The organism is Paenibacillus allorhizosphaerae (assembly GCF_042659105.1).
Lineage (GTDB): Bacteria > Bacillota > Bacilli > Paenibacillales > NBRC-103111 > Paenibacillus_G > Paenibacillus_G allorhizosphaerae.
The window spans coordinates 231,793-244,325 of record NZ_JBHSRV010000006.1 but is presented as its reverse complement, the minus strand read 5'-3'; the positions used below and the strand labels follow the sequence as shown (position 1 = coordinate 244,325).

At 54.6% G+C, this 12,533-nt stretch carries 14 protein-coding genes; 12 read left to right on the top strand and 2 right to left on the bottom strand.

The window, feature by feature from the left end; genetic code table 11:
- Positions 1 to 21 precede the first annotated feature (21 nt).
- The gene (locus ACFQI7_RS22575) at positions 22 to 786 is read right to left on the bottom strand and encodes a DeoR/GlpR family DNA-binding transcription regulator (RefSeq protein ID WP_218102021.1); all 765 of its coding nucleotides are present in this window, start codon (positions 784 to 786) and stop codon (positions 22 to 24) included.
- Between the two features lie 277 nt (positions 787 to 1,063).
- Between ACFQI7_RS22575 and ACFQI7_RS22570 the strand changes: the two genes are divergently transcribed.
- The 9 genes from ACFQI7_RS22570 (at position 1,064) to ACFQI7_RS22530 (ending at position 8,624) form a co-directional block, all read left to right on the top strand.
- The gene (locus tag ACFQI7_RS22570; protein ID WP_218102825.1) at positions 1,064 to 2,143 is read left to right on the top strand and encodes an MDR/zinc-dependent alcohol dehydrogenase-like family protein; all 1,080 of its coding nucleotides are present in this window, start codon (positions 1,064 to 1,066) and stop codon (positions 2,141 to 2,143) included.
- A 162-nt stretch (positions 2,144 to 2,305) separates the two neighbouring features.
- Entirely contained in the window at positions 2,306 to 2,818 is a 513-nt protein-coding gene (rpiB, locus tag ACFQI7_RS22565; RefSeq protein ID WP_218102826.1) for a ribose 5-phosphate isomerase B, read from the top strand.
- 4 nt (positions 2,819 to 2,822) lie between these two features.
- Positions 2,823 to 3,035, top strand: coding sequence for a fructose-bisphosphatase class II (locus tag ACFQI7_RS22560; protein WP_218102827.1), 213 nt, complete (start codon positions 2,823 to 2,825; stop codon positions 3,033 to 3,035).
- A 129-nt stretch (positions 3,036 to 3,164) separates the two neighbouring features.
- Complete coding sequence (locus ACFQI7_RS22555) at positions 3,165 to 3,998, top strand: Cof-type HAD-IIB family hydrolase (RefSeq protein WP_218102828.1); 834 nt, start codon at positions 3,165 to 3,167, stop codon at positions 3,996 to 3,998.
- Entirely contained in the window at positions 3,988 to 4,695 is a 708-nt protein-coding gene (locus ACFQI7_RS22550; protein ID WP_218102829.1) for a glycerophosphodiester phosphodiesterase, read from the top strand. The genes ACFQI7_RS22555 and ACFQI7_RS22550 overlap by 11 nt, the downstream gene beginning before the upstream one ends.
- Before the next feature lie 200 nt (positions 4,696 to 4,895).
- Complete coding sequence (locus ACFQI7_RS22545) at positions 4,896 to 6,458, top strand: DUF4127 family protein (RefSeq protein ID WP_218102830.1); 1,563 nt, start codon at positions 4,896 to 4,898, stop codon at positions 6,456 to 6,458.
- 25 nt (positions 6,459 to 6,483) lie between these two features.
- A complete protein-coding gene (locus ACFQI7_RS22540) occupies positions 6,484 to 7,224 on the top strand; it encodes an N-acetylmannosamine-6-phosphate 2-epimerase (RefSeq protein ID WP_230415647.1) in 741 nt (246 codons plus the stop codon).
- Positions 7,225 to 7,305: 81 nt separating this feature from the next.
- On the top strand, positions 7,306 to 8,217 hold the full coding sequence (locus ACFQI7_RS22535; protein ID WP_218102831.1) for an ROK family protein: 912 nt from the start codon (positions 7,306 to 7,308) through the stop codon (positions 8,215 to 8,217).
- Between the two features lie 206 nt (positions 8,218 to 8,423).
- Positions 8,424 to 8,624, top strand: a complete 201-nt coding sequence (locus ACFQI7_RS22530) for a sporulation protein Cse60 (RefSeq protein WP_218102832.1) — start codon at positions 8,424 to 8,426, stop codon at positions 8,622 to 8,624.
- Positions 8,625 to 8,848: 224 nt separating this feature from the next.
- Here ACFQI7_RS22530 and ACFQI7_RS22525 read toward each other — a convergent pair whose 3' ends face one another.
- The gene (locus ACFQI7_RS22525) at positions 8,849 to 9,307 is read right to left on the bottom strand and encodes a GreA/GreB family elongation factor (protein WP_218102833.1); all 459 of its coding nucleotides are present in this window, start codon (positions 9,305 to 9,307) and stop codon (positions 8,849 to 8,851) included.
- A 215-nt stretch (positions 9,308 to 9,522) separates the two neighbouring features.
- On the opposite strand from ACFQI7_RS22525, the gene ACFQI7_RS22520 reads away from it, so the two are divergent.
- From ACFQI7_RS22520 to ACFQI7_RS22510, 3 genes are read left to right on the top strand one after another with little or no spacing between them, the layout of a single operon-like run.
- Positions 9,523 to 11,094, top strand: coding sequence for a spore germination protein (locus ACFQI7_RS22520; protein WP_218102834.1), 1,572 nt, complete (start codon positions 9,523 to 9,525; stop codon positions 11,092 to 11,094).
- Between the two features lie 2 nt (positions 11,095 to 11,096).
- Positions 11,097 to 12,305, top strand: coding sequence for a Ger(x)C family spore germination protein (locus ACFQI7_RS22515; protein ID WP_218102835.1), 1,209 nt, complete (start codon positions 11,097 to 11,099; stop codon positions 12,303 to 12,305).
- On the top strand, positions 12,302 to 12,520 hold the full coding sequence (locus tag ACFQI7_RS22510) for a hypothetical protein (protein ID WP_218102836.1): 219 nt from the start codon (positions 12,302 to 12,304) through the stop codon (positions 12,518 to 12,520). Before ACFQI7_RS22515 ends, ACFQI7_RS22510 begins: the two co-directional genes overlap by 4 nt.
- The last annotated feature ends 13 nt before the right edge of the window (positions 12,521 to 12,533 follow it).

The following is a 12,533-nucleotide window of genomic DNA, read 5'->3' as shown; positions in this document are numbered from 1 at the left end:
CTTTTTGGCATGCCGCAAGACTTACAACGGATCGGCGATCACGACTTCGACGCCCTTTAACTGCTTCAAGAAATCCGGATTTGCACCGGGATCGGTAATGATCGTATCGATCTGGGACATCTCCGCAAACGTAGCGATCGACCTGCGGCTAAGCTTCGTATGGTCCAGCAGCGCGACGACTTTACTCACATTCGAGACGATCGACTTCTTCAGTTCGGCTTCATACACGCTGAAATCGGTCAATCCTTCGGCTAAGGTGAAACCGCGCGCGGATGTGAAGAAAATATCCGCGTGAATTTGCGACAGCAGCCCTTTACCAAGCAGCCCTTCCAGCGAGCTGGAGCCGGGTCGCAGGACGCCTCCTACCACGATGACGCTAATATGCGGGTTGCGGGTCAACTCCTGCGCGGTGGCCAATCCGTTCGTGACGACCGTCAAATAATCGTATTGAATCAAATGCTTGGCAAGCTCAAGCGAAGTGGAGCTGGCGTCGAGAATGATGCATTGACCGTTCTGCACAAGACCCGCCGCCGCCTTGCCGATCATCATCTTCTCCGTTTGATTCACCTGGCTTCGGGAATGGAACGTGTATTCTTGCGTCGGGGGCTTGGGCAGTACCGCTCCGCCGTGCGTTCTCTCCAGCAGGCCGTCTTCCTCCAATATTTTCAGGTCGTTCCTGAGCGTCCCTTCGGAAACGCCAAGTTCAAGCGACACGTCTTTGACCAGGAGCTGCTTATGTTGATTCAATATTTGCATAATCCGGTTCCGGCGTTCAGGTGCTAACATCCATCGCATCTCCCATTACTGAATATTTATTAAAATTATAACAAAACAAAAAAGTTCAATCAATAAAATAATGCCGAATGTCGCGTAAACAAAACGTTTTAAGTTATATTTTTAAGATTAAATAACTATAAATGAAAATAAACGATAATAAACAACAGTAAAAATCAAAAAATTTATTGACAAATACAAGGTGTGATGCAAAAATGGTAATAAATAACCGTTATGTTTACGCGCGCCAGCCATGGTTTCATTATTGATTATTAAAGGAGGCGATCTCATGCAGAACATGGATATCCCTGAAACAATGAAAGCGATTGTCGCTTACGCCCCGGGCGATTACCGGCTGGAGAAGGTAAACGTGCCGCAAGCGGGGCCGGGCGAAATCGTCATTAAGGTGGAGGCTTGCGGCATTTGCGCCGGCGACATTAAAGCATACGAAGGAGCGCCCAGCTTCTGGGGCGATGCGACGCAGCCGCCATATATTAAGGCGCCGATGATTCCGGGACATGAATTTATCGGCAGCATCGTACAAATCGGCGAAGGCGTGCAAGGATTCGAGATCGGGGAACGGGTTATCTCCGAGCAGATCGTACCTTGCTGGGATTGCCGCTTTTGTAAGCGCGGTCAATACTGGATGTGCGAGAAGCACGATTTGTACGGCTTTCAGAATAACGTGAACGGCGGCATGGCCGAATATATGAAGTTTACGAAGGAAGCGATCAACTACAAAGTCCCTCGCGATCTTCCGCTGGAGAAAGCGATTTTGATCGAGCCGTATGCGTGCTCATTCCATGCCGTACAGCGGGCGCAAATTCAGCTCGGCGATGTCGTCGTCCTCTCGGGAGCGGGAACGCTCGGACTCGGGATGGTCGGAGCCGCCAAGATGGTCGGTCCGGGGAAGCTCATCGTGCTCGACTTGTTCGAGGATCGGCTGGAGCTCGCGAAGAAGTTCGGCGCGGATCTTGTTCTGAACCCCAGAGAAGTGGACGTCGTCGCCGAAATCAAGCGGATGACGGAAGGTTACGGCTGCGATATTTATATCGAAGCGACAGGTCATCCCAAATCGGTGGAGCAGGGGCTTGCCATGATCCGCAAGCTCGGCAGGTTTGTCGAGTTCAGCGTTTTTAAAGATCCGGTGACCGTTGACTGGAGCATTATCAGCGACCGCAAGGAGCTCGACGTTCTCGGCTCCCATCTCGGCCCTTATTGTTATCCTCCGGTCATCGAAGGCATTGCTAACGGAAAGCTGCCGACGGAAGGGGTCGTAACGCATCAGCTCCCGCTTGAAGAATACGTAAAAGGGTTCGAGCTTGTGAAGAAAGGCGTCAATTCTTTGAAGGTTATTCTTATTCCTTAGCGGCACATGCTCGTCTTGAGTGGCGCATGTTCATCTTTCACCTGCGGTTCCCAATTTATCAATTATAAGTTTCACGGGTCACTGTTTACTGCTTACTCTTCAGAGTTCATTTTCACGGTTCATGGTTGGTTCGCCCTATATTACCTGATGGAGGCTGTCGAGATGAGAATAGCGATTGGGGCCGACGAGGCCGGTTATTCATTAAAGGAGATCATTAAAAGCTACCTCGGCGAAAAAGGCGTGGAATGCGTAGACTTCGGCCCTTCCGACGGCAATGAGCAAATCGATTACCCCGACGTCGGGTTTGCGGTAGCGGAACAAATTGCGCAGGGCTTGTTCGACAGAGGCATACTCGTATGCGGCACGGGGATCGGTATGACGATTACGGCGGACAAAGTGCCGGGTATCCGTGCGGCGCTTTGTCACGATACGTACTCGGCTGAGCGCGCGAGAAAGAGCAACAACGCCCAGGTGCTGACCATGGGGGCCAGAGTGATCGGCTCCGAGCTTGCCAAGCATGTGGTGCAGGCATGGCTGAACGCGGAGTTTGACGGCGGTGCGTCCGAGCGGAAAGTGCAAAAAATAATAGACGGCGAGCAGCGCCTGTATCAAGCTTTGGGACCGCAATCGGAAATCAATTCGTGTTCCTTGGCATGGAAAACATTACGAAGCTGAAGGCTTGTCCGAGCCGGCGGGACGGCTGATGCTTCAAGACTTGGTCGCGACCGACGAAAGCGTGTTTGCCGCAACGGCCGTTACGCCTTGGACGCTGTTGAACGGCATCGTCCACGCATCAAGCGGCAGGCTGCTTACGCATTCGCTGCTGACGTTCGGCGGTCCGAACGGCGTTCATTTCGTTCGTTCGATGCACGCCGGCAGCATCGCAGGGTAAGCGGGACGCAGTGGCATAAGCCATGTATAACGTAAGCGAGCAGAATCGCTAGAACATCGGAGTGCTGCTTTGCCGACATCATTGGACAGAAAAAACCGGGTGCGGTTCAAACAAAGGGGAGAAACATGCATGAGCTCTATTCGCTTAATTGTGAGCGACCTGGACGGAACGCTGCTATCGGAAGACAATCGATTGAGCGATTCCGTCATCGACGCCGTTCGGCGATTTCGGGCGTCGGGCGGCCTGTTCACGATCGCTACCGGCCGGTTCGGGCCCAGCGCACAACCTATCGTCGACAGCCTCGATATCGATATTCCGTATATATTGTGCAACGGCTGCGTCATTGCCGATCGTCATAAAATATGGGAGACGGCGCAGCTGCCGCTTGGGGAAATCGCGCCGTTCCTGCTTGGGGCGGATCAGGCGGGAGTGACCGTCCTGCTGTTTGGCGAGGACGGCATCCGGACGCTGCGTGCCACGCCGGAGACGGAGTACTTTGTGAAGCGGGAAGGGCTGCCTTGCATCCCGCTCGATTCCGGGGATGAAACGTGGCCTGACCGGCCGGTTCAGAAAGTGGTTTTGATCGGCGAGATGAACCGGATCAAGCCGTTATGGGACCGCCACCGGAGCGGCTTTGCGAGCGAGTATGCAGCCGTCCAGTCGGAGGATCATTTTTTTGAAATTATGCCCGCCCGGCAGAGCAAAGGGGAGGCGCTCAAAAAACTGATGGTGCACCTTGGCGTCGCACCGTCGGAAGTGATGAACATCGGCAATCAGCTGAACGATCTGGACATGATCGAGCAGGCGGGCATCGGCGTGGCCGTGGCCAACAGTCACGACGAACTGATTCGGCAGGCGTCATACGTATGCCGCAACAGCTACGGAGACGGCGTCGTGGAAGCGATGGAGCGGTTCGCCGCCATCGGCAGCGGCTCGATGGGAGGCGGCAATCATGACCATTAGAGGCGTTGCTCATCGGGGCTACCCGAAACGTTATCCGGAAAATACGCTCGTCTCGTACCGTGCGGCGGTTGAGCTGTCCTATTCGCATCTGGAGCTGGACGTTCAGCTCAGCAAGGACGGGGTTCCCGTCGTCATTCACGATCCGTCCGTCGACCGGACGACGGACGGAAAGGGCCGGGTCAGAGATTTGACGCTGGCGGAGCTGAAGGAGTTCCGCATTGCCGGAACGGAGGAAATCCCGACGCTGGAAGAAGCGCTGCTGCTGCTCAAGGACAAGCTGATCGTCGATATCGAGCTGAAACAAATGGGCGATTTGTATCCGGGGCTGGAACGAGCGGTACTCGATACGGTGAAAAGGCTCGATATGCGCGAGCAGACGTTTCTTACGTCCTTCGATCACTATTCTTTGTCCAGAGCGAGGGAACTGGACGATCGCATGGAGCTCGGCGTCATCAATCACGGCACATCGCCTGCGCTATTTCCGTTCATGAAGGATATACGCTGCCGGTATATTTCCGTGCAGCACCCGTACATTTCCGACGAGTTTCTGGAAATCTGCGAACGCGAGGGAGCGGTATTGATCCCGTATACAGTGGATAAAGACAGCGATATGGCGCGGTTCAGCCGGTACCCGACTCTGTTGATTTGTACAAACGAGCTGGAGAAGTGGGCCGCGTACGCTCAAGGCAACAAATAAGAAATAAAATACAATCCGGCCACGGATGGAAGCGACTCGCCTCCATGCGCAAAGGCCGGAATTTTTTTTGTGTCAAAAAGAAAAAATACGCCACTTTTATAAATAATTCTGGAGAAATATTTCTTTTGGTGCTATACTTTTGACAGGCAATCATACCATTTATTGTCATGATCGGCCAATGCTTGATGGGGGAAGCGGGAATGGGGAAAAAAATCGTCTATGTGCCGCTCGACGAGCGGCCTTGCAACTACGCCTTTCCGGCTCTGCTTGCCGAAGGAACCGATATTCGCCTCGTCCGGCCGGGGCCTGAGCTGATGGGGCTCAAGAAGCGGCCGGCGCTTGTCGACCGGCTGTGGCAGTGGCTACTGCAGGAGGCGTCTGACGCCGACGGGGTTATTTTATCGCTTGATCTGCTGCTGTACGGCGGCATTATTCCTTCGCGCCTGCACACGCATTCGGCGGAAGCTTGCGTGGAACGGCTGAAAGGACTGACGCGTCTGAAGGCGCGCAACCCGCGGCTTACCGTATACGCCTTTCAATTGATTATGCGCTGCCCGCGCTATTCGTCGAGCGATGAAGAGCCGGATTATTACGAACATTGGGGAAAAGAAATTTTTCGCACCGGATACATTCGCCATAAACTGGATGCCGGGGTTGCCACGGAAGAAGAACGCGCGGAGCTTGCAGAGATCGGCAAGAAGCTGCCTCAGCCGGTTCTGGACGATTATTTGCGGCGCAGAGCCGTCAACCGCGAAGTGAACCGGCAGGCGCTGAGCTATGTTCAGGACGGGACGATCGATTTCATGATCGTGCCGCAGGACGATTCGGCTCCTTACGGCTGGACGGCGATCGACCAGCAGCTGGTCCGCTCGCGCATTCAGGAGCTGAATGTGGAGCTGCACGCCTATATGTATCCCGGAGCCGACGAAGCGGGCTGTACACTGCTCGCCCGTATGGTTAACCGGGCTCATCGCCGGATGCCGACCGTCTATCCGCGTTTTTCGAGTTTACAGGGACCGTTTGTCACGCCTTTGTATGAAGACCGGCTTCTATACGAGAGCCTGAAATATCATATACTGGCTGCGGGCGGCATGCTGGCCGAATGTGCGGCGGACGCCGATCTTGTACTGCTCGTCAACACGCCCGGCCAGACGATGGCGGAAGCCGAAGCGCAAGCGGCGCCGAATGCCGGCTATCACGTGCTGCGCAATATCATCGAGCTGACGGAGTATGCGCACTATGCGGTGCATGTGCTCGGCAAGCCGTGCGCCGTCGCCGATGTGGCGTATGCGAACGGAGCCGATCTGCAGCTCATCAAGCTGCTGCGTCAGAAAGAGCTGCTGTTCCGGCTCGCCGGCTATGCGGGCTGGAACACAAGCTCGAATACGCTTGGAACCGTTCTTGCACAAGGCATGATTTGCCTGATCTTCGGCCATACCGCGAAGCACAATGATTTTCTTGCGCTCCGCTATACGGAAGATGCAGGATATTGCGCCTGCGTCCGGAAGAAGGTGACCGAAGGAGCGGTACGGGAGCTCGGGCTTAGTTATTTTGGCGTGGATGGGACGAAAGGGCAGGTGGCGGCGATCGTCGCCATGGAGCTGGGCCGTTTTACGAAAGATCATGTGGACGACGGACGTCATCGGGTCGTCATCGAAGATTGCTGGATGCCTTGGAGCCGAATGTTTGAAGTGGGTTTAACCGTCCGACTGGAAACGTTACCGTCATCGCCGCCGGGCCGACCGGCCTTGGGTGCGCGATAAACGCGATAAACAGGAGTGAAATCAAGTGAGTGATCCGTTTTTTGAACAGATTCGAGCCAGGCTGATCGTATCGTGCCAGGCTTTGGAAGACGAGCCGCTGCATGGCTCCGACGTGATGGCCAAGATGGCCAAAGCAGCCGAAATCGGCGGTGCCGCAGCGATCAGAGCGAACGGGGCGGATGACGTGCGTGCGATTCGTCAGGCCGTGCCGCTGCCGGTGATCGGGCTCGTGAAGCGAAACTACCCGGACAGCGAGATTTATATTACGTCGACCAGGCGGGAAGTCGACGAATTGATCGAAGCGGGGGCATCCATGATCGCTTTCGATGCCACGCGCCGGCCAAGGCCTTCCGGGGAAACGCTGGAGAGCCTGATTGCTTACATGCACTCCCGCGGGGTGAAAATGATGGCCGATATTTCGACGCTGGAGGAATCGGCGTATGCCGCATCGCTCGGAGTCGACTGCGTATCGACGACATTGTCCGGCTATACGCCGTATTCGCCGCAAGATCCGGGGCCGGATCTTCAATTAATCCGGGAGGCTGTTCGCGCATTGTCGATCCCGGTCATCGCCGAAGGAAAAATATGGGACCCGTCGCAGGCGGTTCAAGCGCTGGAAGCCGGAGCGTATGCTGTCGTCGTCGGCTCGGCGATTACGCGTCCGCAGCTCATTGCAGAGCGGTACGCGTCAGCCATCCGGAGAGCCGCGAAGGCCGCTCAACCGGCCGAACAGGCGTGCAATGAAGGGCCTCGCGCGCATTCCTGAATGTATAAAACAAGGCGTATGAGGCTATGGGAGCGAAGTTCCCGACAGGCCGTCATTTGCCCGATCATGAAGGAGTAGTGGATGATGAACGTCATCGGTATTGATATCGGGGGGACTTCGGTCAAAGGGATCGTGTGCGACCGGGAAGGCCGATCGCTGGCCGAAACGAAGCGCCCGACGGACGCCAAGGCCGGACGCGAGGCAATTTTAGCGGCCGTCGCATCGACGGTGGAAGCGCTGCTGCGCGATCGTCCGGAGGCGTCCGCCATCGGCATCGGCACGGCCGGGAGGGTGAACGCGGAGACCGGCGTCGTCGTGTACGCCACCGATAATCTCCCCGGCTGGCAGGGATTGAACTTGAAAACATGGGCGGAAGCGGCATTCGGGCGCCCCACCTTTGCGGATAACGATGCAAACGCCGCGCTGCTTGGCGAATCATGGATCGGCGCCGCCCAAAGCTTGAACGACGTCGTCATGCTGACGCTTGGCACCGGCGTCGGCGGAGCCAACATGGCGGGCGGCAAGCTGATCCGAGGCGCGAATTGGAGCGGAGGCGAATGGGGCCATGCCGTACTCGTGCCCGGAGGTGCGGAATGCAACTGCGGCCGAAGCGGCTGCATGGAGCAGTATTTGTCGGGCACGGCGCTCGTCCGTCTCGCTTCGGAAGCGGTCGGCCGCGCATTTCCAAGCGGCCTCGACGTCCTGAACGCCGCAGACGCTGGAGACCCGGCCGCCAAAGCGGTAGTCGACCAGTTCGTCTTTCGCCTGGCGGTTGCCGCAGGGAATATCTCGAACGGGCTGGATCCGCAAGCGATCGTGATCGGCGGCGGCGTTGTCGACGCGCACGGCTTATGGTGGCCGGCATTTCATTCGGCGCTCGGGCTTGCGGGCATACAAGCCGACGTGCGGCCCGCTTCTCTCGGCAACCGGGCCGGCATGCTGGGCGCGGCAAAGCTGGCATTGGACGGGTTATCAGGTGGCACGGTGGCGTAACCGCGGCCTTTTTATGACGACAAACCGTGACTTGCGCGTCTTCGTCGTAATGTTCATTGACGAACCTCACCCGATATGTTATGGTACTACAAATGAGGCATTCCGCTCGGTTTGAGAGCGGAATGCCTCACTGCTTACCGGTCGATTTTTACATTAAATGTATAAATCGGACCGCATGCAACGAACTCAAAATGGAGGCGAAAATCATGATTCAAGTGAAAGAATTTGTCGATTCGGACAGCAGCCTTGCCGCGAACAAAGTGAACGAATTTTTGGCAACGATAACGGAAGAGCAGTTCATCAGCATCAGCTACGGAACATTGCTGAAAAGCAAGCCGGATAAAAGCGAATACCAGCGAAGCGCCATCCTTGTCGTATATAAAACACATCATAATACTGGGGATTAGTTGGAATGAAATTTCGTTCGAATCATGGCAAGAGCAATGAACAAGGCCGTGAGTACGTTTACCGGATGTTTTTCCTTTATCTATCGGTCGCATCGGCGGTTGTTGCACTATTATTGCTCGTCGTATTCCTTCTTTTTAAATGAAAACGCACAATAAAAGGAGAACCGCATGGCGCTGGATGCAGCCTATGGCGATTCTCCTTTTTCGTTGTAGGCCGGTTGCGTTTACTCTTTGGAAAAGCCTCCAATGTACGCAAACTTAACATCTTCGATTCGAACGTCATGCCGGCCGACCGGCGTCTCCAATATCATCCGGTCGCCGGCTGCGGCAAACAGCAGCTGCTTGCCGATCGGCGACAGAAAGGAAATCCGGTTTTGATCGGGATCGATTTCCGTCGGGAACACGACGGTGAACGAGTCCTCGTAACCGTCTTCTTCGTAAACGACCTTTGCGCGGCTCCCAAGCAGAGTAACGGAATTCAGCGATTGCGCCAGATCGGTATCGCTTTGCTCCAGCAATGTTTCGAGCATGCCCGCATATTTCCGGATCATTTTTTCCATATTCGCTCGCTTTGTACCCTGTTCCGGGAAGTAATGATGAATAAAATCAGTGTACTGCTCGTCAAAAAAAATAAGCTGGTTCACCAGATGCGTACGGGAGCCGTTGACGATCCTAGGGTTCATAGTATATATCACCCCCGATTTGCTTCTCCAAAACATGTTTGATGCGATACATCGTTTCCATGCAAACAACCTCCTTAGAAAAATAAGCTCCCGAAGGAACTTTCCAAACATTGTATCAGATTCGAATCGCTTATTCCATGCGTTTCGGATACGGACTGCATAAACCATTGCAACCATTGGAACGCTATACAGAAAATGCCTGCCGAGGTGCATTCATGTTTTCTTTCCTCCGGTTTCCTAAGCGGCGCAAAGGGATGTTAAACGGCTCTTCCCCAAATGTTTCGGTTCCTACGCCGTCCGGCTGCGATTTGCCTACAAGAATCGGATGGTTTCGGGTCACGTTCAACCATAGCGACGACTTCAAGATTCATGAAGTTCGATTGCCGGGGGATATTGCTTGCGCATTCCTGTATATCGAAAACATGATCGATCAGAAAATGCTTCAACAACAGGTGATCGCCCCGCTGCTGCTCGAAGAGTCGTTCGATTCCGCGGACAGCCTGATCCGTCACATTGCGGAACGGGGACAAATCCCCGTAGCAGGCATGACGGCCGTCACGGAAATCCGTAAAGCGGCGGATGCCTTGTTTGAGGGCACCATCGTGATGCTCGTTCATGACGAAGCGCAAATGCTGCTGTTTCCAATGAGATCGGTAGAGAAAAGACAAATTGCCAGTGCGGAGAACGAGAATGTCATTCGAGGACCGAGGGCGGCGTTCGTCGAGGATTTGGCGACGAACGTGACGATGGTGCGGCGAATCATCAAGCATCCCGATCTCAAGATGGAGCATCATCAGTTCGGTACGTATACGAATACGAACGTCACCCTTTGTTATATCGAAGGACTTTGCGAGAAGAAGCTGGTGGATGAAGTAAAGGAGCGCATGTCGCGAATCGATATTGATAATGTGCTTGGCAGCAGCTATATCGAAGACTTCATTGAAGACAATCCGTTTTCTCCGTTCCCCCAGGTTCAATATACGGAACGGCCCGATACGTTCAGCGCGGCGCTGCTGGAAGGAAGAGTCGGCATCATGGTGGACGGTACGCCGGTTCCGATGCTCGTTCCGGTCACGTTGTACATGCTGCTTCAGTCGGCTGAAGATTACTACCAAAGGTTCGTGGCGGCAACATGGATCCGGTGGATTCGCTATTTGTTTTTGTTGATTTCTTTTTTGCTGCCGTCGGTCTACATCGCGGTTACTACGTTTCATCCGGAGATGCTTCCCCCGAACTTGCTCATTACCGTGGCGGCAGCCCGCGAGAATGTGCCTTTTCCCGCGATCGTCGAGGCGCTGATTATGGAGATCACCTTCGAGGCGTTAAGAGAAGCGGGCATCCGGATTCCGAAGCCGATTGGACAAACCGTTTCCATTATCGGAGCGCTCGTGATCGGACAGTCGGCGGTGCAAGCCGGCATCGTCTCGGCTCCGATGGTCATCGTCGTATCGATTACCGGCATCGCTTCGTTTATTATTCCGCATTTCGACCTTGGGCTGACGTTCCGGCTGCTGCGGTTTCCGGTGATGTTTCTTGCCACCAGCTTCGGCTTGTACGGCATCATAATCGCCATTATTTTGATCTATATTCATCTGGTCTCGCTGCGTTCGTTCGGCACACCTTACTTGTCGCCGACGGCGCCGCTCGTAACCAGCGATTTGAAGGATGTGCTCGTGCGGGCTCCCCATTGGCTGATGAAAAACCGACCGATGCTTTACGGCACGGCCAATCGGAAAAGGCTCGGTTCCCGCTCGAGATTGCCAATTCGACAAGATGATGGTGACTAATCATGATGTTATTACGAGTCATCGCCGTGAGGTTGCTGCCGGCGGCGGCGTGTCTATTAATGCTATCCGGCTGTTGGTCCAGAATCGAGATAAACGACAGGGCATTTGTAACGGCGATTTATATGGATAAGGCCGAGGAAGGCGGCTATGAAGTGTCTCTCGGATTTCCTTTGCCGAACCGGCTCTCGATAAGCGGGGGAGTGTCGGGCGTCTCGTCTGAAGGAGGAAACCCTTATACGATCCTGACGAAGACGGCGGAAAGCATTCCCGTCGCGATTCGTAAAATACGTTCCGACTTATCTCGGGAACTGTCCTGGGGGCACTGCCGCGTGATCGTCGTCGGAGAGCGCATGGCGCGTGCGGGACTGGATCCGCTGATGGAATTCGTCGCCCGGGAACCCAATTTTCATACGAAAAGCTACTTGATGGTCGCCCCCGGTCTGGCGAGAGACATCAGCAAGTTAACCCCGGTTTTCGAGCGGCTTCCAAACGAGGTGCTGCGTGAATTTGCCAGAAGACGGGTGACGCTCGATACGAGTGTCAAAGACTTTTTGGAAGCGGCAGGAAAAGGCGGGGACACCGTTGCCGCCCTGCTGACGATCGGGGAGATGGAAATGCTTAGCGAAAAAGGGAAGAAAAGCGTCTGGGTCGGAACGGACGGCGCAGCTTTGTTTAAGGGCGCGAAAATGATCGGGAAACTGACGGTGCCGGAGATGCGAGCGGCGCTTTGGATCCAGGGCAAAATGAAAAACTCGGTCATTTCGCTGAACTCTCCGACGGACGGGAAGCCGGTCAGCTTTATCATTCTGACTTCCAAATCGAAAATACGTCCGGTCGTGCTGCGGGATAAGATTCGCTTTGATGTGACGATCGAGGCGGAAGACGATGTCATGTCGTCGGAATCCAACATCGATCTGATGGATCCGGTGCAGATTGCCAAGCTCGAATCAATGCTGTCGGAGCAGCTTGCCGGCAGAATCGAGAAGGCGGTTAAGAAAACGAAGGATGAGGAAGTGGACGCGTTCGGTTTCGGAAGGTATGTCGAATGGCGCTATCCTAAAGTATGGTCTCAATACAAGGATCGCTGGCGCAGCGTCTATAAGAACTGCCCGATCCACGTAACCGCCAGGGTAGCGGTGAAAAGAACGGGCGTTGAGAACAACTCGGTTGTTCTCCAGCGTCGCGAGCGTCAGCGGGAGGGTATGAAATGATCGTAATTACGTTGGTCTTCGCGGGAATGGCTTGGTATGAGTGGCATTATTTGAAGCAGCGCAACCGGCGAACGAGAACGTTCTGGATTGTCGGATGTTTTTTGGCAGCCGCATTCCTGTATATGTCGGCGGTATTTTGCATCAAAGATTTCGCAAGCCCGAACAAGCTGATCGAATTTGCGCTAAGCCCCGTGCTGAAAAATATTCGCTATTAGGAGATGGCGTTCG